This window comes from Halohasta litchfieldiae (genome assembly GCF_002788215.1).
GTDB lineage: Archaea > Halobacteriota > Halobacteria > Halobacteriales > Haloferacaceae > Halohasta > Halohasta litchfieldiae.
Window position 1 is genome coordinate 1896719 of sequence record NZ_CP024845.1, and the last position, 23474, is coordinate 1920192.

General features: G+C 57.9%; 26 protein-coding genes and 1 pseudogene. 8 read left to right on the forward strand and 19 right to left on the reverse strand.

Annotated elements, in window-relative coordinates; genetic code table 11:
• Positions 1–177 precede the first annotated feature (177 nt).
• From HALTADL_RS09550 to HALTADL_RS09560, 3 genes are read left to right on the forward strand one after another with little or no spacing between them, the layout of a single operon-like run.
• On the forward strand, positions 178–888 hold the full coding sequence (locus HALTADL_RS09550; protein ID WP_089670526.1) for a DUF120 domain-containing protein: 711 nt from the start codon (positions 178–180) through the stop codon (positions 886–888).
• A complete protein-coding gene (gene ribB / locus HALTADL_RS09555) occupies positions 885–1571 on the forward strand; it encodes a 3,4-dihydroxy-2-butanone-4-phosphate synthase (RefSeq protein ID WP_089670525.1) in 687 nt (228 codons plus the stop codon). The genes HALTADL_RS09550 and ribB overlap by 4 nt, the downstream gene beginning before the upstream one ends.
• A 55-nt stretch (positions 1572–1626) precedes the next feature.
• Positions 1627–2571, forward strand: a complete 945-nt coding sequence (locus tag HALTADL_RS09560) for a branched-chain amino acid transaminase (RefSeq protein ID WP_089670524.1) — start codon at positions 1627–1629, stop codon at positions 2569–2571.
• Positions 2572–2606: 35 nt separating this feature from the next.
• Here HALTADL_RS09560 and HALTADL_RS09565 read toward each other — a convergent pair whose 3' ends face one another.
• Genes HALTADL_RS09565 through HALTADL_RS17770 form a run of 4 tightly spaced genes read right to left on the reverse strand, consistent with a single transcriptional unit; the run spans position 2607 to position 6112 of the window.
• Entirely contained in the window at positions 2607–2933 is a 327-nt protein-coding gene (locus HALTADL_RS09565; RefSeq protein ID WP_218143629.1) for a hypothetical protein, read from the reverse strand.
• A gap of 35 nt (positions 2934–2968) precedes the next feature.
• Entirely contained in the window at positions 2969–4306 is a 1338-nt protein-coding gene (locus HALTADL_RS09570; RefSeq protein ID WP_012659191.1) for an ISH6-like element ISHla10 family transposase, read from the reverse strand.
• A 54-nt stretch (positions 4307–4360) separates the two neighbouring features.
• On the reverse strand, positions 4361–5086 hold the full coding sequence (locus HALTADL_RS09575; RefSeq protein ID WP_089673704.1) for a hypothetical protein: 726 nt from the start codon (positions 5084–5086) through the stop codon (positions 4361–4363).
• Between the two features lie 9 nt (positions 5087–5095).
• Complete coding sequence (locus tag HALTADL_RS17770; RefSeq protein ID WP_177171961.1) at positions 5096–6112, reverse strand: hypothetical protein; 1017 nt, start codon at positions 6110–6112, stop codon at positions 5096–5098.
• Between the two features lie 320 nt (positions 6113–6432).
• Between HALTADL_RS17770 and HALTADL_RS09585 the strand changes: the two genes are divergently transcribed.
• Positions 6433–7740 (forward strand): tyrosine-type recombinase/integrase, encoded by a 1308-nt coding sequence (locus HALTADL_RS09585; RefSeq protein WP_088901875.1) that lies wholly within the window; start codon positions 6433–6435, stop codon positions 7738–7740.
• 490 nt (positions 7741–8230) lie between these two features.
• Here the strand turns inward: HALTADL_RS09585 and HALTADL_RS09590 are convergent, their stop codons facing one another.
• Both HALTADL_RS09590 and HALTADL_RS09595 read right to left on the reverse strand, forming a co-directional pair.
• Positions 8231–8623, reverse strand: coding sequence for a hypothetical protein (locus HALTADL_RS09590; RefSeq protein WP_012659212.1), 393 nt, complete (start codon positions 8621–8623; stop codon positions 8231–8233).
• Entirely contained in the window at positions 8620–9456 is an 837-nt protein-coding gene (locus tag HALTADL_RS09595; protein ID WP_049933879.1) for a ParA family protein, read from the reverse strand. The genes HALTADL_RS09590 and HALTADL_RS09595 overlap by 4 nt, the downstream gene beginning before the upstream one ends.
• Before the next feature lie 500 nt (positions 9457–9956).
• Here HALTADL_RS09595 and HALTADL_RS09600 point away from each other — a divergent pair.
• Positions 9957–10306: pseudogene (locus tag HALTADL_RS09600) on the forward strand (hypothetical protein); the annotation flags it as partial.
• Between the two features lie 145 nt (positions 10307–10451).
• On the opposite strand, the gene orc4 reads toward HALTADL_RS09600, so the two are convergent.
• Positions 10452–11684: a DNA replication protein Orc4 gene (gene orc4 / locus HALTADL_RS09605; protein ID WP_012659214.1), complete on the reverse strand. Its 1233-nt coding sequence runs from the start codon at positions 11682–11684 to the stop codon at positions 10452–10454.
• Between the two features lie 630 nt (positions 11685–12314).
• Entirely contained in the window at positions 12315–12638 is a 324-nt protein-coding gene (locus tag HALTADL_RS09610; RefSeq protein ID WP_012659215.1) for an adenine nucleotide alpha hydrolase family protein, read from the reverse strand.
• Between the two features lie 138 nt (positions 12639–12776).
• On the opposite strand from HALTADL_RS09610, the gene HALTADL_RS09615 reads away from it, so the two are divergent.
• Complete coding sequence (locus tag HALTADL_RS09615) at positions 12777–13697, forward strand: MarR family transcriptional regulator (protein ID WP_012659216.1); 921 nt, start codon at positions 12777–12779, stop codon at positions 13695–13697.
• 33 nt (positions 13698–13730) lie between these two features.
• Here the strand turns inward: HALTADL_RS09615 and HALTADL_RS09620 are convergent, their stop codons facing one another.
• Positions 13731–14144: a MarR family transcriptional regulator gene (locus tag HALTADL_RS09620; protein WP_012659217.1), complete on the reverse strand. Its 414-nt coding sequence runs from the start codon at positions 14142–14144 to the stop codon at positions 13731–13733.
• Positions 14145–14272: 128 nt separating this feature from the next.
• Between HALTADL_RS09620 and HALTADL_RS09625 the strand changes: the two genes are divergently transcribed.
• Positions 14273–14821 carry a hypothetical protein gene (locus tag HALTADL_RS09625; protein ID WP_012659218.1) on the forward strand — a complete coding sequence of 183 codons (549 nt, stop codon included), beginning with the start codon at positions 14273–14275 and terminating at the stop codon, positions 14819–14821.
• Between the two features lie 74 nt (positions 14822–14895).
• On the opposite strand, the gene HALTADL_RS09630 is transcribed toward HALTADL_RS09625, so the two are convergent.
• From HALTADL_RS09630 to HALTADL_RS09660, 7 genes are all read right to left on the reverse strand, one after another.
• Positions 14896–15573, reverse strand: a complete 678-nt coding sequence (locus HALTADL_RS09630) for a hypothetical protein (RefSeq protein WP_012659219.1) — start codon at positions 15571–15573, stop codon at positions 14896–14898.
• 111 nt (positions 15574–15684) lie between these two features.
• Entirely contained in the window at positions 15685–16614 is a 930-nt protein-coding gene (locus HALTADL_RS09635) for an ImmA/IrrE family metallo-endopeptidase (protein WP_014053352.1), read from the reverse strand.
• A 406-nt stretch (positions 16615–17020) separates the two neighbouring features.
• Entirely contained in the window at positions 17021–17368 is a 348-nt protein-coding gene (locus HALTADL_RS09640; RefSeq protein ID WP_014053344.1) for a hypothetical protein, read from the reverse strand.
• A gap of 75 nt (positions 17369–17443) precedes the next feature.
• Positions 17444–18445, reverse strand: a complete 1002-nt coding sequence (locus HALTADL_RS09645) for a DUF6610 family protein (RefSeq protein WP_088901887.1) — start codon at positions 18443–18445, stop codon at positions 17444–17446.
• A gap of 123 nt (positions 18446–18568) precedes the next feature.
• Positions 18569–18790 carry a hypothetical protein gene (locus tag HALTADL_RS09650; RefSeq protein ID WP_015911522.1) on the reverse strand — a complete coding sequence of 74 codons (222 nt, stop codon included), beginning with the start codon at positions 18788–18790 and terminating at the stop codon, positions 18569–18571.
• Positions 18791–18839: 49 nt separating this feature from the next.
• Positions 18840–19118 carry a DUF7389 domain-containing protein gene (locus HALTADL_RS09655; protein ID WP_015911523.1) on the reverse strand — a complete coding sequence of 93 codons (279 nt, stop codon included), beginning with the start codon at positions 19116–19118 and terminating at the stop codon, positions 18840–18842.
• Between the two features lie 23 nt (positions 19119–19141).
• Complete coding sequence (locus HALTADL_RS09660) at positions 19142–19543, reverse strand: DUF6166 domain-containing protein (protein ID WP_015911524.1); 402 nt, start codon at positions 19541–19543, stop codon at positions 19142–19144.
• Between the two features lie 122 nt (positions 19544–19665).
• Between HALTADL_RS09660 and HALTADL_RS09665 the strand changes: the two genes are divergently transcribed.
• Complete coding sequence (locus tag HALTADL_RS09665) at positions 19666–21030, forward strand: restriction endonuclease (protein ID WP_089673705.1); 1365 nt, start codon at positions 19666–19668, stop codon at positions 21028–21030.
• A 27-nt stretch (positions 21031–21057) separates the two neighbouring features.
• On the opposite strand, the gene HALTADL_RS09670 is transcribed toward HALTADL_RS09665, so the two are convergent.
• The 3 genes from HALTADL_RS09670 to HALTADL_RS09680 all read right to left on the reverse strand — a co-directional run bounded on the left by HALTADL_RS09670 (position 21058) and on the right by HALTADL_RS09680 (position 23418).
• Positions 21058–21927 (reverse strand): hypothetical protein, encoded by an 870-nt coding sequence (locus HALTADL_RS09670; RefSeq protein WP_009488254.1) that lies wholly within the window; start codon positions 21925–21927, stop codon positions 21058–21060.
• Complete coding sequence (locus HALTADL_RS09675) at positions 21924–22874, reverse strand: helix-turn-helix domain-containing protein (protein WP_009488255.1); 951 nt, start codon at positions 22872–22874, stop codon at positions 21924–21926. The genes HALTADL_RS09670 and HALTADL_RS09675 overlap by 4 nt, the downstream gene beginning before the upstream one ends.
• Positions 22875–23022: 148 nt before the next feature.
• A complete protein-coding gene (locus HALTADL_RS09680) occupies positions 23023–23418 on the reverse strand; it encodes a DUF7567 family protein (RefSeq protein WP_009488256.1) in 396 nt (131 codons plus the stop codon).
• Positions 23419–23474: the final 56 nt, after the last annotated feature.

The window sequence follows — 23474 nt, forward strand, 5'->3', positions numbered from 1 at the left end:
AGCTGTCGACTAATTGGGTCACTGTTCGGCTCGTCGAATAGATCGAACCGACGTGATTTTACCATCTCGTACCTGAGTTATGCCCGGATACCGACTCAAAGTTCGGTTGTCTATAACAATTTTGAGAACCATCTCACATTCGGTATGCTTATGCGAGGGCCGCCCCTTGTGTTTGGTATGTCAGAATCGGCAGTGACCAGTCTCGGCCACGACGAACTTCAAGCGTTAAAAGCCGTTGGGCTGGATGGTGGACTCAGCGGCTCGGTTAAGGTGTCGTGTGCGAGTCTCGCCGAGCGACTCGATACCTCGACTCAGACGGCCTCCCGTCGGCTCCAACAGCTCGAATCGAGTGGCTTTCTCGACCGAGAGATCGTCTCGGACGGCCAGTGGGTATCGGTCACCGAAACCGGCCAGCAGGCGCTTCGTTCGGAGTACGCCGACTACCGCCGGCTTTTCGAGGAACAGACCGGGCTTACACTCACCGGCACCATCACTACCGGGATGGGCGAGGGTCGACACTATATCTCGCTGCCGGGCTACAAACAGCAGTTCGAATCGCGGTTGGGCTACACGCCGTTTCCGGGCACGCTCAACGTCGAGCTTAGCGAGGCCAGCATCCGGGGCCGAGCGGATCTCTCGGCCCAGGCGTCGGTCCCCATCGATAGCTGGGAGGACGACGAGCGAACGTTCGGCGCGGCGACCTGCTATCCGGCCCGACTCGAAGCAAACGGCCGCCAGTACGGGCCGACACACGTCATCGTCCCGGACCGCACCCACCACGACGAGGAGAGTCTCGAACTCATCGCCCCCGAAAAGCTCCGTGACGAACTCAATCTCACGGACGACGACACGTTGTCGATTCATCTTGAGGAGGCGTCGACCGAATGACCCAGTCGACCGACCAAGCTACTGTCGAGGCTGCCATCGACGCGTTCGCCGACGGCCAGCCGGTGTTGATCCACGATTTCGCCGACCGTGAGGGCGAGACCGATATCGTCTATCCGGCGACGGCGGTCGACAGCGAGGCAGTCGCTCGCCTCCGGAACGATGCGGGTGGATTGATTTGTGTCGCTCTGTCGGATGCGGTGAGCGACGTCTTCGGACTCCCGTTTCTGCAAGAGGCCGTCGACCACCCAGCCACTGGCGACCACACACTCGCCTACGACGAACGGTCGTCGTTTTCGCTGACGGTCAACCACCGCGAGACGTTTACTGGTATCACCGACGTCGACCGGGCGCTGACGATTTCGGAACTCGGGAACGCGGCGGCCACTGTCGATGCTGCGGAGACGGGATACGACGAGTCGGATTTTGTCGCTGCCTTTCGGTCGCCCGGCCACGTCCACCTGCTGCGCGCGGCCCCGAACCTGTTGGCCGACCGTGTCGGCCACACGGAACTCGGCATCGCGCTGGCGGATGCGGCGGGCTGTCCGCCGGCGGTCGTCGTCTGCGAGATGTTAGACGACGAAACCGGCGGCGCACGCTCACCGACCGATGCCGAGTCCTACGCCGACCGTCACGGGCTCGTTTATGTCGAAGGTGAGGCACTCCTTGCCGCACTCGGCGGCTGATCCTCACAATTCTTGCAAACTATTAAGAACGGGTAGCCGAAGTCTCAGAGTACCAATGGCATCATTCGACGAGATGCGCGAGGCGGGAGACATCGAGACGATCTGGCAAGACGGGGAGTTCGTCGACTGGGAAGACGCAACCACACACGTACTCACTCACGGGCTACATTACGGAACCGGCGTCTTCGAAGGGGCACGGGCATACGATACCGAAAACGGAACCGCAATCTTCCGGTGGGAAGACCACCTCGACCGACTGTATGCCTCCGGAGAGCCATACGAGATGGAGATTCCCTACAGTAAGGAGGAACTAACGGAGGCTACCCTCGAACTACTGCGCCGCCAAGATCTCAAAAGCGCCTATATCCGGCCGATTGCCTTCTTTGGCTACAACAGCCTCGGCATCAGTCCCGCTGACTGCCCGACGGATGTTGCACTCGCCGCTTGGCCATGGGGTGCGTATCTCGGCGAGGAGGCCATCGAAAACGGGATCGACGTGATGGTTTCGTCCTGGAGAAAATATGCTTCGAGCCAGGTCCCAACCAACGCCAAAACAACCGGGCTCTACGTCAATAGCCTGCTGGCTGGTGAGGAGGCCCGCCGTAACGGGTATCAAGAAGCAATCGTCCTCAACAAGGAGGGTCAGGTCGCCGAAGGTCCCGGTGAGAACCTCTTTCTCGTCCGGGACGATGAGATCTTCACCCCTGGTCTCTCCCAGAGTATTCTCGATGGCATCACCCGCGACACCGTGATTACGCTTGCCCGCGAGAAGGGGTATACGGTCCACGATCAGGCGACGATCAGCCGTGGCGAACTCCATACGGCCGACGAACTGTTTTTCACTGGGTCGGCCGCCGAGGTCACCCCGATTCGGCAGGTCGACAACGTCCAGATCGCCGACGGAAACCGTGGCCCGATCACCGAGGATCTCCAGTCGGCGTTCTTCGATCTCGTCGAGCGCAAAACCGACGCTCACGACGACTGGTTCACCTACGTGTAGGTCGAGAGTCGACCGCTGGACCGTCGCTATTCTGGTCAATCCGAGTCGCTATCGGAATCACTGTCTCCGTCACTGCCATCTGAATCACTGTCTCCGTCGACGCCATCGGAGTCACTGTCTCCGTCGACGCCATCGGAGTCACTGTCTCCGTCGACGCCATCGGTATCGGAGTCAGTATCCCTGTCACTGTGGTGTGAGTTGGCTACGAGATCTGTCTCTGAAACGGTCCTATTTTGTTGCTCATCAGTCGAAGTTGAGTTTGCCGATTCACCGCCAACGTCAGCACCGAGTGCGTACAGTACGAGTGGCGGACAGACGTAGGCTGCAATCGCTACGCCCGCAAACAGTGGGTCGACAAACACAAGCAAGCCAAAAATTGGTCGTGTTGCAAAGCGGTCTAGACTTTGCCGCTGGTACTCTCAATTGAGAGGTCACAGTTGATTGCTGTTTTGGTCGAACGTTGGAGCAGTTCGTCGAGGAACGCTTGGTAGTACTCGGGGTCGGCGTACTTCACCAACCGAAGTTGGAGTATCGCTTCCAATCCCTCTGCTGTCCAGCGCATCCACTGGTTCTTGCACCGCTTGCTGACCTCGCCCATCAGTCGTTCGACGGGGTTCGAGGTCCACGGAACCTCGAACCCCTCGACAGCGTGCTCGGCGAACGTCACAATCGACGGCAGCCACCGCCGAAGATACCCTGCAGCCTTTGCTGACCCGAACTGCTCCAGTTGCCACGCTGTCTTCTCTAATCGCTCTCTCGTTCGCGCGATCCGCGAGCGGATCGCCGCGAACTCCTCCGCTGGACGATGCTTCGCCACAGAGTTCTTCAGATGGAACACCTCGTCGATCACCTCCGAAACGATCTCCTTCCGACGGTCCAAGGAGAAGACGCCATCGTCCCAGAGGGTGTAACCCAGCGTTCGGCCGACGTGGACGAGATCGAGCTGGTGGTCACGGTTTTCGTCGGTAAAGGCTGTGACGATGCCGCTATCAGCGTCACTGACGACCGTCGCGTCGTCAGTGACTGCGCCGATATCATCGAGTTCGGCGGCAGTTTCGTCCCAGTCAGCGTTGACCGACAGATCCAGCAGGGAGCGTGACTCTTCGGCGGTGTCTTCGCCGAGCGTTGCTTGGACGGAGTGGGACGAGCGGTCGTCGTCTTGGCTGTGGCACTTTGTCCCGTCAGGAATGACGGCGTCAGCGTCTGTGCCAGCGACACAGTCTGGAAGGAACTGTTTGAGCTTGTGGCCGTATTTCTTGGCACGGCGGTTGATGGTGGTCGGCGACGGCATCGAGACGAAGCTGTCGCCGTGATTGGCAGCGTCTCGATAGCTGAGCGAGGTAGCGAGATCGACGCTTTTGGCGGCGATGTCCTGCTGATAGCGGTTCTGCCCGTCGAAGTCGAGAACGTCTTCGACGGGCCGGAAGTAGCTGGATTCGTCTGGGGAAGCGGCTGTATCTTCGACGTAGTGGAGAGAGAACTCGTGTTCTCCGGCAGTTGTGACAGCTGTGCGGGTGTCGGTGCCGGCGCGTTGGAAGCGCTGGTCACCGTTGCCATGTGCGTGTTTCTCACCACAGAGCGCCTCGACGCTGGCGGCGTCGAGGCTCTCGACCAGCGATTCGAGAAGGACTGCTTCGAGGTTCTGGTCAGTGACGGCCTCGGCAAGCGTGGCGAGCGGTAGCGTTTTGTCGTCGTCGATACTCAGTTCGAACCGCACGTCGATTGTGGCGTGCATGGGGTACCTCGGTTTGGACACCAGAGGCAACCCCGCCTTCACGGGAGTCAGTTACTACTGAACTCTAGAGGACTTTGCGACACGACCAAAATATTGGTCGGCAGCCTCCTCAAGATCCTCCTTTGGGAGTGTTTCGACGCTACTCGCGGTCCACATTGGAACAGGGAAAACCTCATCTGGAGCATCCTGGAGAAAGAGAAATACTGGGAAGGACTCGTATTCGAAGAGCTCAGCTGCAACCTCATGTGGGCTGTGACTTCCGATCCATTCGAATAAATCCGATGGCGTCCACCAGAGGAGAGGGTTCAAATCAAAATCAGAAGTTAACTCATCTCCGAGAAGTTCAGAGGCAATTCGCCCCTTCTGAAGGCCAATTTCGATAGTAACGGTGGTACTCGCATCGGTGAGTTCTGAGGCAAATTCATAAAGCAAGCCAGCGGCGTTGCGTATTTCGTCTGGATAGTACCGGTCAAACCCTCGGCGATAAAAATCAACATCGACGGCAGGATCCAGATCGCGGTCAGCGAGCGCCTCTAGACCTTCGTCGTTTACGCTGAGTTCTCTCCCAGACAATTCGAACAACCGCTGATCATCAGCTATCAAGCGAAAGCCGCTAAAATACGCAGGAAACGAATCCCAAGCCTCGAATAGATTTTTGAATGTGTCCTCGGACAGAGAGCTGGCCTCAGTATTTATCGAGAGATTAGAGATGGCTTCATCATTGACTGATCCGGTACTCGAAACTGCGACTATCCTTTGAATGAACTCACGAGGCGTCATTTGAATGAGCTAGAACAGGTCTCGGATGTCAGGAACATTAGACAGGTCATCTACTAAGGAGCGCTTCCCGTTCCCACTTCCGACTGTGAGTTCTGGTTGTAGATCAGATAGTAGCAAATAGAACTGATCACCGTCTCGTGCGAGTTGGACATTATCACTTTCACGCAACTCACTTATTGAGACACGGATCGATTTTCCTGCAATTCGAACACTAACGTCCCCCTGATCAACGTCTACCTCCGTTCCATCGGCATCATCCAACGTAATTGGTCCCCCATCAGTAAAGTCCTGATACGTGGGATAAGCAGCCGAGGTTTCATTTTCGCTGGCACGTTGCTTGATTGCAGACTCAACTAGTTCGTCCGGATGCGGAGCTGCTTTGAGATTCAGGAACCCGTACCAATACTTGGCGTAGTGTTGTGCCCCTCCCTCCTGATACAGCTGTGCACTATCTTCGTCAATTAGCTCCTCGTATTTGTCGTACTTAGGATAGACGACGCTTTTGTCCGTCTCTTCTTGGATAACGCGCTCGTTCTCGGTGAATACTGCTTCTGTGTCTTCGTGGTCGAGGTCAATTTCGTGAGCGCCTTCTAAGTAGGGAGTCTTTAGAATCGCAGCGAAGGTTTCGTCGTACTCGCTAAATTGAGTATAAATGAGAAGATCTGATACAGAGCGTGCTTCATTAAGATAGAGCTGGGAAAGAGACTCTCCAACACTTTCGATGTCACTCCCATCTCGAACTCTTTCAAGTAATTCTACAGTCGTACGGTCCTCACCCTCAAGGTTTACCGATGCACTACGAGCAGCATCCGTGAAGATGTGGTTGCGAGCATTCTTCGTGTCGTCACTATTGTAACGTCGCCCAAGTGTGTCCCGCAGCATGCTTGCGACAATCCGCTCGGCTTCTGCACCAGCGTCAGTGACTAGATCGTCCTCATCAAGCGTGCCAACAAGATCTGGGGCCGGATTTTCGATTTCCTCGCCCATTTCGCAACTGAATACGGCAACAGACTCGACATCCACCATATTTTGTAATTCAATAATAGCCGTGGTCAAATGTCTATCGGAGAAGATGACATATTGTGATCTCAATCTCAATTCCCCCGAGATATCCGTATCGCAACATACAGTTTATTCGCACGACTCATTTTATCGCACAATCTAGCGTGGGTTTTGCAGACTGGAGCAGTCAGCCGAACCCACAAAATTATAATGAATCCGACTGAAACGCTGAACAACTCGAATATGTCACTCTTAAAATTGCCATACTGGGCCGCGACTAGGCTTCTAACCGAATTCTGCACCAATTCAATTTCGGACGGTCGAGTCCCCAAGAGAGCGCTACAATGAGTCGATCGGATGCCGAGCAGGAGGACAAGATCAACGCTGAGCGGATGCCATCATTCGATGATGTCCGATGGACCTCGTGTTCACTTGAGGCCTTCACGGACCTGTACTGGGACGAGATCGCCCCCTGCCTCGAAGCAGAGGGTATCGATTCGAGAAGTGAGAAGCCGACCTACCAGTGGTTTCGGGATCACGATGCGCGGTCATTCCTCGCGGCTCTCCGTCGCCATCACGACCGCCCATTCGGAGAGTTCTGGGACGAAGACCTTGAGCTCGGTGACGATGAAGAGGGATACACATGGGAAACAACGGATGATGCAACAATCGACGCCCTCGAACAGTTCCTCAGCCGGCGGCAATCACGATACAGTCTGGCGTCGTCTTCTGTCGACGCACTCCGAACGCGACTGAACCTCTACGTCCGTGCCTACCAGGAGGCGAACGGGACGAACGACCTCCTCACACCGATTCAACGAGACCGAGAGAATCCAGCCTACGAAGCCGTTGATGCGTGCTATGCAGCATTTGACTGGTTGAACGAAGGAACCGAACGCGAATACAGTGCCCAGACTCTCCAGCGTGTGCGGCGCGTTGTCGACGCCTGGTATCAGCATCTGGTCGGTCGGCGGATCGCCTCGATGAACCCTGCAAGCGGTCTCTACGACGAATTTAAGTGGGAAGTCGAAGATTCACCCACTCCGTCCCTTTCGGCGAGTCATATTCGGAAGCTGATGCAGGCGGCGGGGACAACGCGAGAACAACTGCTCGTCGTGGCGTTAGCTGGCTGGGGACTTCGAGCGAGTGAGGTCGCAGCACTCCATGTCTCGCAGTTCCACCGTGATGTTCCTGAAGACGACGTCCCCTTCATCATGTTCAAGAGCCGTAAGAACGGGCCCGGTGAGGTGTCTCTCCTGTACGGAATGGACGTGTTTGACTTCCGAATCGACGAACTAGCTGAAGATGAGACGTGGGCTGGATATCTCTTCCCATCCTCACAGGGAAAAACGCCGTACGTGACACGCGATACGATTCGTAATTGGTTCCAAAATCTTGCATTGGAAGCAGGTCTTCCCGAGCGAATCGAGGGTGAGCGTCCGAGTCCGCAGCTTTGCCGTCGATTCTGGTACGATACCTATACTGCAGTCCTCGAAGGTGTACTCGAAGGCGTCGACGAAATCGCTGCAGAGCAGGGGAGTAGCGATCCTCGGGTAGTGATGCAAAATTACCTCTCTGACTCGCGTTCTCGTCGAGTCCGGCGCGAGTTCATGCAAGAACAACTGGACGAAGCCTTCGAAGAGAGAACGTAACATCACCCACCGACTTTTCCGTGGTCATTGCTTGGTTGGTGATTGAATCAATGAATCACAGATTCCAGGAATAATGAAGATTCGCGAACTCGCCAAGCAAGACATCGATCAGTGAATCACGGAGTCACAGATACTTCATTCAAGAATTTCCGGAAACGCAGGATTCCGGCGAAGCGGGATCGTATTACAGCACAAGGATTAGAGTAGATAAGCTAGAAGAATCTCAGCTCTTTCCGGAAACGACCCACTCATTCTGTTATAATCAGACAGAGAATCACTATGACGTGCCGTATTCGTTCTCAGTATGTGGCCACGAGAACTACGAAACCGTTCACGAGCGGCCGGTGAAGTACCAAGGTTCTCAGTAGCGTTCGCCGTTGTCGTCGCCGTCCTCGGGGTTATCCAGATTCTCCTCCAAGTTGTGTAGCAGAAGTAGATACAGTATATGTATCCAGAATATGGATTCGGTAAAGAGATTCAGAAATGGGTTTCAGAACTCGTAGTCTTGTGACTCGCGGAACTGCTGGTAGCCTTTGGCACCGGCTTCAAGCGTCTCTGGGGCCACCTCGCCGAGCGCGACTCGAACCAGCAGCCGTAGCGCCTCGGCCTTGCTTGTACCGTCGCGGTCGCGGTCCAGTTCGTCGGCAGCCGCTTCGATGACCGCTTCCAGTTCGCCCGTCTCCTCAAGCCCGGCGAACAGCGCCGCGAGGTTGCCGTCGCGGATGGTCAGGTTCTCAGAGATGTCGCTGGCGTAGGCGTCGGCAACGGCGTCGACGAGCGTCGGTTCGTCGGCCACAGTTATGTCGGCCGGGTCGGTTTCGTGGCGCTTCTGTGTCTTGGACTGCTGGAGCAGTTCCTCGGCGTCGGGAGTGTCGTCAGTCATTGTCGAAGAGTCTGGAGCAGCTGGTCAGTCGCCGTACTGTACGCGTCGAGGGCTTCTTGCCCGGTAGAGTAGAGTTCGTCGTCGTCGACAGCGAACAGCGTCGACCCCGCCTCCTGGTAATCGCCGATGTTCTGCGTCGAGACGACCTGCAGGCCTGCGATATCGGGGTAGGCCTCGCGGATGTCCGCAACGAACTCCGAGGACTGCGTGGTCCGGCGGTCGATCATCGTCGGCAACACCATCGCGAGCCGCGGATCGACCGGGTAGGCGTCACGGATCTCCTGCAGATCAGCCTCGAGATTCTCAAGCTGGTTACGCTCAAACGCGCCGGGGCGCAGCGGAGCAATCACGTCCTCCACCGCGTAGAGGCCGGAGATGGCGATGTTGTCCTCCTTCCCCGGCAGGTCAACAAGTACGAAGTCGTACGTGGCCGCGAGGTCCTCAGCAATGAAGTCTGCCAGCCGGTCGTAACGCTCCTCGCGCGGGACGTTCGCGAGGTTGTTGTCAGCTGCTCCGAGACCGGGGTCGGCCGGGATAAGGACCGGACCCTCGCCCGTGTCGAAGGTCATCCGCTCGACGACGTTGTCGATACCGTTGCGGATGAGCTCCCACTGGTCGCCGAACACAGCCGAGATCGGTGCGTCGATGCTCTCCTCGTCGATGGAGATGCCGAAGTGGGTCGCGAGGTCGTTCTGTGTCCCTGCGAGGTCGATAAGGAGCGTGTTCAAGTCATGGTTCTGAGCCGCGGCAACAGCGACGTGTGCTGCCGTCGTCGTCTTTCCCACGCCCCCTTTCTGGACGTAGGTTGCCGCGGTGAGGATTCCGTTTTTCATATACAGATACAGCATACAGAATCAGGAATCATAAACCTGCTGCAGAATCTCGCAGTTCAGGCGGTATTTAGGTGGTCGACCACAGTGGCAGCTTCATCACCGAACAGCTCGTCGACGCGGTCCATGTGGAGCGAGCCGTGGGTGGTGTGGGTGGCGTGGGTGGCGTGGAATTTGACCTTCTGATCCGGGTGGTGTCGTTAGCCGAATATTGCTCGATGAAAGGCCAATTACTGCGTTTCGATGAGACGCCGCTCCTGTGCCTCGTCACGGACACCGTTCGTCATCTCTACGTCGATTCGGCCCTCGTTGTTGAGCACCATCCAAACCCAGTCCTTGAACTCGTCTCGCGCTCGAAGAAATCCGCCCAGGAGCTGGTGTGGGCATCTATCGGCAACGTGCTGACCACGATTCGGATCTGTGAATCCCACGACTGCGGCGTGCTCGTCCCGTGGAACTCCTGGCGCCACGAGTTCTACAAGCCGATGGGAAAGGTTCCGATCAAGCACCTCGTCGAACGGAATCGCGTTTCCAAGCCGCTGGAGGGGTACACGCAGAACACCCAGAACGTGGCGGCCCTGAAACGGGCTCGCGACCAAGACCTAGCCGTCCACCCTGGACAGGATATCCAATATGTGGTCGACGACGACGAGAAGACCTCGCGAGAGCGGGTCGCCCTCGCCCACGAGGAGATAGAGTCGTACGATTCCTCGTACTACGAGACACAGCTGATCCGAGCGGTCGAGAGCGTGCTGTCACCACTCGGATGGGACCGGACGGACATTGACGAGGGCTCTCAGCCGATAGAAATGCCGTCTTGAGTTCATTCGGTGCCGGCGACGAATCGTCATAACAAACTCCACGCCCAGCCCCGGATTTCCGTCGTTTGGAACCAACCCCACGTTTCCGACGTAATTTTCGACCCCCTCGTTTCCGTCGTTTCCGCACGCCCCACCCCAGATTTCCGTCGTCTGCCCCCACTCAGTAGTAGGAGGTCACTACTCGCGAGTCCAGTCCTGCATCCGGCTGTCCTCGAGAATCGTTTCGCGGACGACCTGAGGATCTTCAATGAGTCGGTTCTGGAGATGGATGCCGCCCGCACTCCCCTTGTTGATCTTCTCGATTTCGACAACCCCGAGGAAGGCTTGCTCTTTCAGGATGTCGCGGAACCGGCGAACGGAGAGGATGTCCATGTCCAGGTGATTGCAGATCCGCTCATACTGGTCGTACACGCGGCTCGTCAGGAAGGCAGCGTCGTTGGAGTTGACGCTCAGTTCTGTGAGCGCCAGCAACGCCGCCTTCGCCTGCGTGGGTGCGCCATTCACGAGTTCTCTGAACCGGTCCTTTTCGGCGTGCTGCTGTGCCTGGCGGACGTGTTCCTCCGTCACTTGCTCTGCTCCGGCCTCGTAGGCGACCTCGCCGGCGTGGCGAAGAATGTCGATCGCCTTCCGAGCATCGCCGTGTTCCTGCGCGGCGAAGGCCGCCGAGAGCGGAATCACGTCCTCGGAAAGGACGCCGTCCTGGAAGGCGTCCTCGCGATTGAACATGATCTCCCGGAGCTGGTTAGCGTCGTATGGCTTGAAGAACAGTTCCTTGTGCTGGAAGCTGCTTTTCACGCGCTCGTTCACGTTGTCGACGTACTGGATCTTGTTGCTGATCGCGATGACACCGACGCTACAGTCGATTTTCCCCGCCTCCTCAGCGCGCGAGAGCTTCATCAGCACGCTGTCGTCGTTCATCAAATCGATCTCGTCGAGGATGATGATCACAGAATCGAATTGAGCGTCGAGCGTCTTCCAGAGGAGTTTGTAGTATTTCGACGTACTGAGGCCGGTATGGGGGACGGAGATTCCAGTCGTAGATTCATCGTTCAGCTTCGCAGCAAGTGAGGAGACCGCCTGAGTCTCAGTATTGTCTTCAGCACAGTCGATATACGCTGTTCCAATCTCGACGCCATCCTGAGCGGCATTTTGAGCTCGCTGGCAGACGTGTTTTGAAACGAGAGATTTACCGGTCCCAGTTTTCCCGTAGATCATCACGTTCTCCGGGGAGTACCCGTGGACAGCACCGTTGAGACGTTTCGCGAGCTTCGAGATCTCCTCGTCGCGACCGACGATCCGGTCAGCTTCCGGAACGTGGCCGATTTTCAGGAGGTCCTTGTTCGCGAAGATACGATGCCCGGATTCAAAGAGTGGATCGTCGACAGAACTGGATGAAGAGTCGGGCGTCATTGAATATCACACAGTGTGAGTGGGGGGAGTATAAATCTAGTGGAGAACGCCACCCCACGTTTCCGACGTTCCTTGTCCGATATCAGTGGGAAAAAGCCGTAATACGGTAGTATTGTATTTCTGATAATATAACCGCGTTTCCGACGTGAGATAGGAAACCCGTAGACGGAAGCGTCGCCTCGATGTCGAATCCCGAACCCACACACCCCACGTTTCCGTCGTAATCACTGAATAGGTGGGGTGGGGACTCGAAGAAGACGTGCACGACGAGATACCAAAGACGAGAGCCGCCTAGCCGTCCAAAGTTGGCCGTCTATAGAAGCAGCTGGAAAGGATTGTTTCATCTGAGGGGGCGAAGTACTTCGTCCCCTCCTTGGTCGAAGCACACTTAATGGACATTTCTCAGCTTTGCTAGTTTAATCTATGTGTTCCAGAAGTTAGTTCACCTCTAGATTGGTTCTAGGTCAACATAATTAGTAGCTGCATAGCACTATCATAGCCTCTCCCTACGCCGTCGTGGAGAAACGACGGAAACGCGGGGGGTGTGATCCAATCGAAAACAGTGTCACCCCCTTCACCCACATCCAGTTACGACGGAAACGTGGGGTGGGTGTCCTCCATCATCGAATTTTACTCGTCCGGGTTGACCGGACCCTGGTACTGAGAACGAATCTTCTCTCCGTCCCGCCACTGCCAGTAGTAGTAGCGATTGTTGTTGATCTCCTTGATCGTGATCGTCGCCTTTGCCGGGACGTCGTCCGGTAGGTCATCTGGTCGCTCCTCGACGTCGGCGTTGTCCGCCTCCTCCTTGAGACGAGTTTCCCGCTCTTTGTGTTCGGCCAACGCCTCGGCGTAGCGACCAACGTCCCGAAGATGTTCCGGTGTGGCTTCGTTGAGGGCGTCGACGATTTCCGTCGAGAGGTTTGCTGGTGGGGAGGGTGGTTCGTAGGACATCGACTCTCTCCGTGTTAACCAACAAAATTCGCCGATCCATAGTTCTGTTGGTTAAGCAGGTTCGTGGACTCGCTGACCTCGTCCTCTGTAACACTACTCGAAACTTCTTTATATGTAAGTTTCGTACTATATTACACCGTGCTCCGGCGTATCGAACTCGAGGTCCTCGCCACGGTCGACCGCGGCGACACGATCTCCGAACTCGCGACGAAGCTCGACCACAGTGAGAGCTACCTCTCCCGTGCCGTCGGTGACCTCGTCGAGAAGGGGCTCGTCTACACGGAACGCGACGGCCGGCGAAAACGAGTCGTCCCGTCAGCTGCTCGTGCCGTCGAACGCTATCAGGACCTCGTCCGCCAGCACTCCCACATCGAGTTCCCCGAGCTGTTGACCGGCAAGGCACTCGAGGTGCTCTACTATCTCGACCAGCCACGAACCGTCGCCGAGATCGCCGACCGGAGCGACAACTACCGTAATACCGTCAACCGTGTCCTCAAGCGATTCCGCAACTGTGGACTCGTCGGGACGGACGACGGCCGCTATGACTTCAACGGCGACTTCGACCGCCTCCACGAGTTCGCCCGTGAACTCGCACATCATCTCCATCGCCAACGCCTCGAATCCGTCGCCCCGAAGGGGACGATTCTCTGGGAGGATCACGACAAATTTCTCGCGCAGACCGAAACGGAGATCGACGCGGAGGGGTTCCACGAAACCGGGCTCGCTCGATTCGCGGCCTTCGACCTCCAGTTCCTCCTCACCGACCACCGCTACTACCTCTACTCCGAACACGTAGAGGAAATTTCGTCGGCGGAGCTGTGTTGTCACACGCTGCTAATCGACGACGACAGCCGTTACCGCTCGTACTGTCTCCTCCTGCTCAGCCACGTCGACGTCGACGAGGACGACCTCCGCGAGCGAGCGGCGAAGTATGGACTCGAAGACGAGATTGATGCCCTACTCCAGTATCTCGAGACACACGGCGAGATCCAGGACGGCCGTCTCCCCGAGTGGTCCGAGTTCCAGGAGCTGGCGGCTGAGTACGAAATTAACAGATGATTGAGTACTGACACGGAGCTGATTCTGTCGGGGTTACGCGTCGTCCGGGCGAGGGGCGTTCTCGTACTTGACCATCTTCTCGGGCTTGTTGGAGATGGTCTCGTAGATCTGTTGGAGGGTTTCCTCCGCGGCGAGGAGATTGTGTTCGTCGAGGAAGGTCTGGCCCTCCTCTGTGAGGCCGTAGAACTTCCAGGGATATCCTTGCCGGCGCTGATCGTCGTCGAGTGGGACTTCCCTGACGATGCCAGCGTCGATCAGCTTCTGGATGTGTTTGTAGACGGTCGCCTCGCTCACACTGGGGTTGAGCTCCTCGAGTTCGTACATGGAGGGGAGCTGCTCGGGGTGCTGGAGGATATTGTTGACCAGCGCGAACCGCGTCTGTTGAGTCACGAAGTGGACAAGTTCGCGAGATTTCATTTCCCCAGCAGTCCCTAGGTCGGTGCTCATACGACACAGTACACACCCAGGCGGCAAGTAGTTTACCCTTGAGTAAACCACTCTGGAGTAAGCTACACATGATTGACCCGGTGATTTACTCCATAAATCATATCGCACGGCGCTGAGAGAGCCTGTATATGTTCGACGAAGAGCCGCCCGTCCCCGAGGAGGTCCTTATTAGTGCGAAGGACCAACTCAATGAGGAAGAGATCTCGCTGGCGGACAACGAGGAGATTCTCCACGCTTTGAGTGAGCTGACCCCTGTCTATGAGAACGATAGGTCGTATTTCGTCCTCGGGAACTATGATCGAGAGCCGATCCGCCGGTTGAACCTGGTAGTTGACCGGCTCAATCGCCGGCAAAACGCCTACGCCTTCCGGATGGTCGACATCCGCGGGGAGTGGGACAACAGCATTCAGAAATTCTGCCTGATCGCCGACATCGTGACCTACCTTGTCGGCGTCGCCGAGAAGGAACCGAGCGACTTCCTCGTTGAACAGGGACTCCTCGTTGGAACGACGGAGTACTTCGCGAAGAGCCACGTCCTCAAGCGAGAGTACGAGGACGAAGAACACCCCTTCGGCTGGATGCAGGACGGCGTCCTCGAACTGTTCGACCGGGACGGACGGCTGTATCGCTGGGAGACCGAAGAGCAACTCGTTGACGTGACTTCGGCACTCCCGTGATGGTGGGCGAGTCAGATACTGTCTGCGTTAACCAACGCGAGCGGTGATAGAATCGATTTGTTGGTTAACCAAAGCTAGTCCGCGTCAATTGGGAGTCGACCATCTGGTCGCGGAACACGCCCGCGCTTGATTTCGTTATCGACGCGGCGCATATGCTTGCAGCCACCGTCGGGTATTCTCTGCTGCCAGTCGGGACAGGTACACGACTCGTCGACGACCAGCCGATCGCGGACGTCGCCCGTTCGGCCACCGTCCGGAGCGACGGCTTCCGCAGGGCCACTGAGCCGCTCGTGGAGCAGCTCTTCGACCGGATGGCCTTCCGGCCAGCGATAGTGGACTTCACGGCGCTCGCGATGGTTGTAGGAGCCACAGGCTGCGGCGTTCCCAGCCCACACGCGCCACGCGCCGAGGGCGGCCATCACGTCGACGATCCCCCGTGGAACAACCTTGTGCTCGTTGGGGTAGAAGATCCGGAAGCGGGTACACCCGTCTTGGGGCGCCACCGTCTCCCACCACTCGACGTCGTCACCCCAACTGTCGAACATCGCGTCGTCTTCCCCGTACCCGACGGTTACGTCGTCGATTTCCGGGCCATTCGTAGTCGTCTCGTCAGTCTCGCCTTCGAGCAGCCGGAGGACGGCGTACCGTAGATACTCGTGTGCTGGATCGTCCGCCGACCGGGCGATCTGGTCGTGTTGTTCTGCAACCCGTTCCGCCTCATCGAGGACAGCGGATAGATACAGTTCACTCATGATTCGACGGAGGTCGGAATGCGCCTCCGCCCCTCGGCGGGCGCTGAAAAACTTAACCAACGAAACACTGTCTTACCGTCTGACCGTTGGTTAACAGTGAGAACCGCGTGTTCAGCCCTCTGCAACCGTGTCGATGATCTTCTGTGCGGTCGAACTGATCCGCCCGAGACGTTCCTGAATGCCCTCCGCATCGTCGCCCTGCCACGCGGCAAGATAGAACGCTGACCCGCTCGTATCCAGGTCGAAATACCGCCCGACGATGTACGCGACGGCTTCTGCCTCGACCTCACGTTTCGACCGCTCGGTCGCGTCGTCGACGTCGGAATGGAGCAGCGCGTGCGCGTACTCGTGGATGAGCGTCACGGCGAGATCGGCCTGATTCGGGCGGGCTTTCGCCTCGACGACTGGGTGAAGATCACGCTTACTCCGATATTTGCAGACACCCTTCGCGCTGCCGTGCTCCCAGTCGGCAGCGTCGACGATGCGAACCTCGACATCGAGATTGTCCGCCGCGCCGAGGAGCACGGGAACCAGGTCTTGGGCATCCCCCGTGGCCTCGGTTTCTAGCTCGGGTAGTGGTTCGCCCTCGGTCTGGGAGACGTCGAACACAGAGGTTGGCTTGAACCCGACCAGTCCGTTCGACCACTCGTCGGGCGGCGTCTCGTCGTACTCACAGTCGCTTTGCTCGTGGTAGCTCTGCGAGTTCTCGCATTCAGGACATTGCTTGGTGATGATCGGGGCCCAGATCCAGATGGCATCTTCACCTTCCTGGACGTGCCGGTCGAACTCGTTCCGCCAAGTGTTGTAGCCCGCGATTTTTGTCGCCTGGGGACACTGGAGGGTGATCAGGAGCGTGTTCCGATGGGAGTAGTCGTGGAACTGACTTTGGATGTCGAGCCACTCTTGGAACTCCTCACTGGCCTTCGCCTCGTCGACGTCTGCAACAAGGTCGTCTATCCAATTTTCGATGGTGCTGTGCATCTCGGCGTTCCGTGTGTCGGTCTCCTCAAAGGAGGCCGACGGGTCACTGGTCGTAGCCATAGGATTCACCGAATCGAGTTCACGGCAACTGCGTCAGTTCAGCACGCGCCGCACCCCTCGGGGGCGCACAATAAACGACGGTGCGACTGCGGGGTTTATCTCGGGGGTGCTATCGGGGCTGGGATTAACAATCAGTGCGACACTACCACCGAGAGGATGGGTCTCGTCGATGCACTTCGTGGGGTTGTTAGCACTCGCACGGCCACCACGTCCACCCTGTATGAGTGTCGCCACTGTGGCACGACTCTCTCGGCGGATACCGAGACGTGTCCCACCTGCGGTGGGGAGGATGTCGCTCGCTACCAGTTCTGAGGGGCTCTCGTTCCGTCTGCACAGCTTGTTGTCGAAAACGCTTCTGTCCGGTAGTGTCCGGCCAGGTACCCCACGGTGTGAATGGCAAAACTGCTTATCGGAGCGATTCCGTTTCGTCAGCGAAGCCGACCGTGACGAGATACTCGAGGAACGCATCGAACCGCTCGACGTCGCTCGGCGTGTCGGTCGCAATATGTCGCACCCACTCGATAGCCCACTGAAACGCGGGATCAGTTCCACCTTTTCCATGAATATACCACCAGCGAGCCGCCTTGAGGACGACCAGTGGGTTCGTCGGGGGCTGTTCGCTTGCTAAACCACGGGTGATCGACTCGATTTCTGCGGGTACGTCGGCTGGCTCGATCTCCCCGGACTGGGTGGTCGAGGTATCGATTGGAATCTCATCGACTGAAACGTCGTCTGCAGTTTGTTGCTGACTCACGGAAAGTCACCTCTGGACGAAGACTCACGAACGAGCCTCCGCCCTCTCCCGGGGCCCGAAAAACAGGTCGCGAAGTCACGCCGGCGGGATGTAGACGCTCTGCTCGCCGGCGATTTCCTCCAGGTTGTTCCGGTGACGGTGACTGAAGTAGCACTCGTAGCTGCAGTATCCACAGATTGCGCCGGTATCGTATTCGGCGACGTACGGGCCGCGGCGAGTTCGCCAGACGTTCGCCCCGCACTCGGAACAGGCGGCGCCCTCGAGATCGGCAGGACTCGGTCCCTCGTACTCGACGTTGAGCCCCTCGTCTTGCGGTGTCGATTCGGGCCAGATTCCGTGGGTCCTCCAAAACTCACGGACGCGGGCAAGGCTGTGGCGCACCGTCTTTCGTACGGTGACGTGGTCGGCGTCGCGACCGCTGTCGTCCCAGCCGTCGGCCGTCCAGAATTCACCGAACTGTGCGCCACGATGCAACCCGTTCCAGTCGACGCCCACGATGTCGGCTGGTGGCTCGTCGGTGAGTGTCGGTCTGGTTAACTGTCGAATGGCGTCGAGCTGCTTGGGCGGACTCCCGCCGAGGATGTGGACGCGCCGCCCTCTCCAATCGGCAGGGTCGGAGAACTCGTGGGCCAGGCGGTCGGCGTATCCCCGTGAATACCCGAGGACGAGGGTCTCGGGTATCGCGTCGATCACCGCCCGCGACTTCGGAACGACGATGAGCTCGGCCTCGGGATAGCTCGCTTGGATCTCACGAGCAGCAGCGACGTGGGCGTCGACGTCGTCGATTTCGTCGACGTCGCCGATGACCCCGACCTCTGGTTCGTACTCGAAGAAGCGGTCGACGAACCGCTCCAGATCGGGATTCCGGAAGTCGTTGTCGAGCATTCCAACGGGGATGCTGAGGTTCTGATACTGCGTCTCTTGATATCCACAGTCCTCCCGAAAGCCCGGAAGGAAACCGAGCTTATAGGCATCCAGGGTGAACGGCACTCGATGAAGGAACGCTATCTGGTCTGCTTGTCTGGCGGCAGCGATGTCGCTAGCCGTGCTGGAGTCTGTACTCAAATCGAGGGACATGAATGAACTCGCGAGGCCGCTGCTGGCCGCCCCGCGCCCCTTCAGGGGCTCAATAAACCGGGATACCCTCTATTAACCAACACTGTGCGCTTCAACTCGTGGAATGTTGGTTAAGAGCGGAGCTCACTCCTCATCCTCACGCAGCTCGTCGGCTTTCGACTTGAGGCGTCGCAGAATCTGTGGCCGATTCTGGTGGGCGTTCTCGTAGGCAACACACTCCTGAAGGGTCTCCATATCGTTGATCGTCACGATACCTGCGTTGATGAGTCGCGTATTCGGGGGCTCGAGCCGTTGTTCTGGTGAAAGCTCGCTTGCGTCAGCCGATTGAATATCTGGATTGCTCACTGGTGATCGCCTCCGCCACTACTGAGGCGACAAAAAACAGCCCTCTCCGTTACCCGTCTTCTTCCTTGGGTTGGATCTGACGAGCGTCCTCTGCGAGATCATGGATGTACTCCCGAAGAATCTCCATGTCCTCGCGAGCGTCTTCCATAGTCTTGCCTTTCGCTTTGGCCACGATTTTGTCCTGATCGCGGGTGCCAGTCCCGCGAGTAAGCTTCACGGTGAGGGAGACGCCGACGTCACTGCGTTCGACGTACTCCGTTCGTGTCGACTGTTCACTGGCTTTGGTCGATTCGTCATCTGCACGAGATGGTGGGGTGTGTTCTGACATGAGTTACTCTCGGTGATTAGGATTCAGATTGACGGTGCGACCGGCTCTCTGGATGTTTCGTGAAGGGCTGCGTCGATCTCGCGCCCGGTGAGTCGCCAGCGTTCACTGGACCCAGCGCAGTCCAGCTGGCTCACGACCTCGGTTTTGAATTCCTGGTAGTGATCGAGGGCGAACGCTTCGTCATCCGTGTAGTCGAGGAGGAGGGCGAGTGCGAGTTGGGCCGGCCCGCTGCCACCATATCCCCATTCGAAGCCCGAGGGACTGTGATCCGCCAGCTCGAGACTCCGCTCTGGCGTGAGCTGTTCTTGCTCCGATTGCTTCTCGACGATGGCATGGCCTCGACGACGGTAACCGACGTAGATGACGTCGGGATCAGCCGAGGTCCGTGACTGTACGTGTGAGCGTGGGTCGCTGATTCCACTCATAGGTTGGTTCGCGGGAGGTTCGTTCGATCACCCCCGCACCCCTCTCGGGGGTTCAAAAACAACACGAGGCTGCGTTCGGCAACGTATTTGACAGTTGCAACGTACTGTCCACATAATTCGGAATGGCTGTACTGGACGATCTCTCGGGGTTCGAGTTCGAGGATGTGATCGAGGACGTGTTCCGTAACCTCGGCTACGAGAACGTCCGCCAGGCCGACCGCACGGCTGACGAGGGTCGCGATGTCCTTATCGAGGAGGTCGTCGACGGAACGCGGCGTGCGATCATCGTCGAGTGTAAGCACACGGGGACGGTCGGACGCCCCGTCGTCCAGAAGCTCCACTCCGCCATAGCGACCTTCGACTTCGACGGCCCCAAACGCGGGATGGTCGTCACGACCGGCCGGTTTACGAACCCTGCTCAGGAGTACGCAAACCGCCTCCAGCAAAACGACGACCCACACGCAATCGAACTGCTCGATGGCGAGGACCTCCGGGAGATCGCCGACGAGATCGGCCTCGACCTCTACAACGGCCGCATCGAGATTCTCTGCGACGAGACGCTACGTCCCTACGATCCGGCCGCCGACGTCGACGCGGCCGTCGAGGTGGCATTTCGCGACATCGAGAACATCGAGAGCGCCGACCTCCCGGAACCACATTCGGCGGTGACGTTCCGCCCAGTGGTCGCGGTCACCGCGGACACGAACGCCGTCTTCGAGACGTCGGTGGGTGTCATCCACCGGATCAACGACCGGACGCGGTTCGTCGTCCACGCCGAACGCGGGCAGCCGCAGGTCGTCGACGAAGACGTCGGGACGCTGGTCACCGAGAACCTCCATGCGACGGTCGATCTCGACGCCGAGCAGTTCGGAGCAGTGTTCGACGACGTCGAGGAGAACCGGTTCGGGCAGACCCAAACCGAGTACAAGGAGTGGGCCGTCGAGCGGCTCCAGCAGCACCACACGACGACGGTGACCTACACCGGCGACAACAACGTCACATACAACAAGACCTGCGAGCCGAACCGCTCGGACATCTCCGTCCAGACGATCGAGCCGGTGTATCTCCCCGAGGTTCGGCACACCACTGACCTTCAGGAGTACACCTACCCCTATGAGTACTACGCAGCGGGTCCGTCCAGAGTGACCGCCGAGGACGGGATCCATCGGTGCGTCCACTGTGACACGAGCGGCGTCGACGAGCCGTACACGTATTGTCCGAACTGCGGGGCAATCTCCTGCGACAGTCATAGCAAGACCGAACGGCTTGAGCAGGAGCCGGTGTGTACGGGGTGTGCGGTCACCGAGCGATTTGCGTTGAAGACGAAGTACTTCTACGACGAACAGAACCTCAAGGCGTTCCGCGAGGAGTACGCGGCGATGCCCCTCCACGAGAAAGCGATGGAGAACAGGCTACTGGCCGGAGGGAGTGTGGTCGTGGCGCTTCTGGCGGTTATTGTCCTGCTCGCGGGTGGCGGCATCATCTAAGTCTGTACTCAAACATGTAGTACCTGCTCAGCGGCGTCGAACTGTATCTCCGTCGCGCTCGAGAATCTGCTTTGCGACTAGTCGATCAATCGCTTCATCGACGGTGTCTTCCTGGTCGTCCGAAAGTGCTCGCACATTCGCGAGAACTCTATCTCGAAGTACTTCGACGTTGTCGATCCCATCGTCAACAGCACCCAGAACGGTATATTCGACCTCGAACTCCGTCGCGAACTCTGCGATACGAGCGGTGAACTTGTTTGGGAGCCCCGACAGTGAGTTTACTGCCATCTCGATAGTGAATAGGGGATGCGAACGATCACGAATCTGCCGTGCTTCAGTCGTGCCGGTATTGAACGGTCGCTGTTCGTCGATCTCAGTGAGAATCAACTCATAGTCCAGCCCACGCTGGGCGTATTTCCGCATATCTTCGATGTCGCGTCGACGGCCACTCGCTAGATCACCGCCGGAAACCGCTTTCAGCAGGAACATATCCTCATCCGAGAGGATGAACGCTGTTACGAAACTCCCGGTCCAGAACTCTTCGGCCCGGTCGCGCATCCGGTCTGTGATCCAGACTTTCCCGACGATTTGCTGTTCGAAGATATCGATTCGAAACCCGCGCTTGTCGTGATGCAGTTCGACGGTTTTTCCGACGCCCTCGAACGACTCTGTTGGTTCATCGACAACCGTGAATCCCTGTGACGTGAGCGTCTGATAGACGTGTTCGAACTCAGAAACAACACCTACCGCAAGATCGATATCTTCGGTTTGGTCTTTCAATCCCCGGACCGTCATCGCAGATCCGCCGAGGAGATAGACCGTCACGGACTCCGACAGCCAGCTATCGAACTCCTCGAGGAATTCTTTGATCGCCTCGCCACCTTTGAATACCGTCATACTACACCGTACTGCTCTTTGAGCGCCATAAATTCTGATTCACTTGGAAGGACGACAGGGATCTCGTCCGAGTCTTCGACCCCTTCCTGAAGTGCCTGGTACATCGCAGCGACCGTGGTTTCCAGATCGTACCACGTTGCCGTGTCTGTGAGCGTTTCCTGGTCGATATCTAACGCCTCGATCAACAACATTGCATAGCTAACCCGGCGGGAGCCGCTATCGAGGGCGAGCGTGTGACACACCACTTCGCCCGGTGTGAGTTCCTCGTCGGGCGCATACCAGAACGCGGGTTCGCCGGCGAGGAAGAATTGCAGGCCGTACTCTGCAAACCGAGCAAGCCCGGTCAGTTGCCAGTCGGTGGCGGCCTCGAGTGCCTCTGTATCCTCGGCTGTCTGCACGCGGACGAGTGCTCGCTTCGGATCACACCATTCGACGGTCGCACTCGGTGCAAGTCCTCGGACGCGCGAGCGGTGCTCGTGCCGGACGACTGCACGAGCGAACGTCAGAAGCGGCGAGAGGTCCTCACTCAACGCGTACTCTGGGCCGGAGGGGGATAGCATCGCGCGATGCTTGAGCGGTGACAGCGCCTTGTGGACGCCTTGCCGAGTAATCTTGAGTCGCTCGGCAATCTCAGACACACGTCGGGGCTCGTCGAGATACCAGCATACCCGGAGTGTAGCCGGCGAGAGAAGGTCGGGCCATTCAACGTGTCCGAGTTCGGATCGAAGGGCCCGGTACGCTTCGACGACTGGGTGGTCTGTGAGGGAGACCTCCCGCTGGTTGTTTGCCCCACGGTGTTCGGCGAGCAACCCCGATTCGAGTAGCTCGTCGAGTACGTCGTAGAGATGAGTCTGCGAATACTCGGTTTCCATCGCGAGATCAGCTGCTGTTGCTTCCCGGCCGGTGCTCAACGCGCCGATGACGGCGAGTCCGGCCTTAGTGAGCATCTATGTCTACTGTAAGTGCCATACCTATAAATACGCTTCGTGATTTAGGTTGACGAAACTCGATTCAACAACGATTCGTCAATGCGATCTGCGACCGCAGTCTCTAATGATCTGTTGATTCACTATCTGAATGCTGGAGCGAACATCCCTAAGCCAGATGTGACACCTCGTCTGGCTCGTCGATGTCGTCGAACTCACCGTGCTTGACCGGTTCCCAGTCCTCGCTGGGTTCGGGACTCCACCAGTCGATCTCGTAGTCACCCGGTGCGCCGAGAATCTTCACCCTCGCCGATCCGTCAGGCAGGTCGCGTCGAAGTTTTTCGTCGACGTGGAGATTCCAGGTCGTGTCGGTATCGAAGCAGGCGAGGACAGCTTCCTCGTAGCCACGGTCCTCTTGCGGTTCTTGGAGTTCCACCTGTGTGTTGCAGTGCTTGCAGAACACGCCCTCGAAGGGGATGTGGCTGAACACCTCGTGCCCGCAGACCGGACACCAGAGGAACTCGAACAGTGCTTCGCTGTGGCGGTCGATGACGTCCAGGCTCATTTGTGGATCTGGCCCGTGTGATTCGGGCCACCCTTCCTGCCCCAGAAAAACGCGAC

What these genes read in the sequence shown, in the direction of transcription:
- HALTADL_RS09620 (WP_012659217.1), bottom strand. Translation starts at nt 14,144, where the DNA reads ATGAGCACCGACCTAGGGACTGCTGGGGAAATGAAATCTCGCGAACTT.
- HALTADL_RS09675 (WP_009488255.1), bottom strand. Translation starts at nt 22,874, where the DNA reads ATGCTCACTAAGGCCGGACTCGCCGTCATCGGCGCGTTGAGCACCGGC.
- HALTADL_RS09560 (WP_089670524.1), top strand. Translation starts at nt 1,627, where the DNA reads ATGGCATCATTCGACGAGATGCGCGAGGCGGGAGACATCGAGACGATC.
- HALTADL_RS09590 (WP_012659212.1), bottom strand. Translation starts at nt 8,623, where the DNA reads ATGACTGACGACACTCCCGACGCCGAGGAACTGCTCCAGCAGTCCAAG.
- HALTADL_RS09660 (WP_015911524.1), bottom strand. Translation starts at nt 19,543, where the DNA reads ATGAGTGGAATCAGCGACCCACGCTCACACGTACAGTCACGGACCTCG.
- HALTADL_RS09625 (WP_012659218.1), top strand. Translation starts at nt 14,273, where the DNA reads ATGTTCGACGAAGAGCCGCCCGTCCCCGAGGAGGTCCTTATTAGTGCG.
- HALTADL_RS09575 (WP_089673704.1), bottom strand. Translation starts at nt 5,086, where the DNA reads ATGACGCCTCGTGAGTTCATTCAAAGGATAGTCGCAGTTTCGAGTACC.
- HALTADL_RS09585 (WP_088901875.1), top strand. Translation starts at nt 6,433, where the DNA reads ATGAGTCGATCGGATGCCGAGCAGGAGGACAAGATCAACGCTGAGCGG.
- ribB (WP_089670525.1), top strand. Translation starts at nt 885, where the DNA reads ATGACCCAGTCGACCGACCAAGCTACTGTCGAGGCTGCCATCGACGCG.
- HALTADL_RS17770 (WP_177171961.1), bottom strand. Translation starts at nt 6,112, where the DNA reads ATGGTGGATGTCGAGTCTGTTGCCGTATTCAGTTGCGAAATGGGCGAG.
- HALTADL_RS09595 (WP_049933879.1), bottom strand. Translation starts at nt 9,456, where the DNA reads ATGAAAAACGGAATCCTCACCGCGGCAACCTACGTCCAGAAAGGGGGC.
- HALTADL_RS09630 (WP_012659219.1), bottom strand. Translation starts at nt 15,573, where the DNA reads ATGAGTGAACTGTATCTATCCGCTGTCCTCGATGAGGCGGAACGGGTT.
- HALTADL_RS09645 (WP_088901887.1), bottom strand. Translation starts at nt 18,445, where the DNA reads ATGTCCCTCGATTTGAGTACAGACTCCAGCACGGCTAGCGACATCGCT.
- HALTADL_RS09670 (WP_009488254.1), bottom strand. Translation starts at nt 21,927, where the DNA reads ATGACGGTATTCAAAGGTGGCGAGGCGATCAAAGAATTCCTCGAGGAG.
- HALTADL_RS09680 (WP_009488256.1), bottom strand. Translation starts at nt 23,418, where the DNA reads ATGAGCCTGGACGTCATCGACCGCCACAGCGAAGCACTGTTCGAGTTC.
- HALTADL_RS09655 (WP_015911523.1), bottom strand. Translation starts at nt 19,118, where the DNA reads ATGTCAGAACACACCCCACCATCTCGTGCAGATGACGAATCGACCAAA.
- HALTADL_RS09635 (WP_014053352.1), bottom strand. Translation starts at nt 16,614, where the DNA reads ATGGCTACGACCAGTGACCCGTCGGCCTCCTTTGAGGAGACCGACACA.
- HALTADL_RS09570 (WP_012659191.1), bottom strand. Translation starts at nt 4,306, where the DNA reads ATGCACGCCACAATCGACGTGCGGTTCGAACTGAGTATCGACGACGAC.
- HALTADL_RS09610 (WP_012659215.1), bottom strand. Translation starts at nt 12,638, where the DNA reads ATGTCCTACGAACCACCCTCCCCACCAGCAAACCTCTCGACGGAAATC.
- HALTADL_RS09550 (WP_089670526.1), top strand. Translation starts at nt 178, where the DNA reads ATGTCAGAATCGGCAGTGACCAGTCTCGGCCACGACGAACTTCAAGCG.
- orc4 (WP_012659214.1), bottom strand. Translation starts at nt 11,684, where the DNA reads ATGACGCCCGACTCTTCATCCAGTTCTGTCGACGATCCACTCTTTGAA.
- HALTADL_RS09665 (WP_089673705.1), top strand. Translation starts at nt 19,666, where the DNA reads ATGGCTGTACTGGACGATCTCTCGGGGTTCGAGTTCGAGGATGTGATC.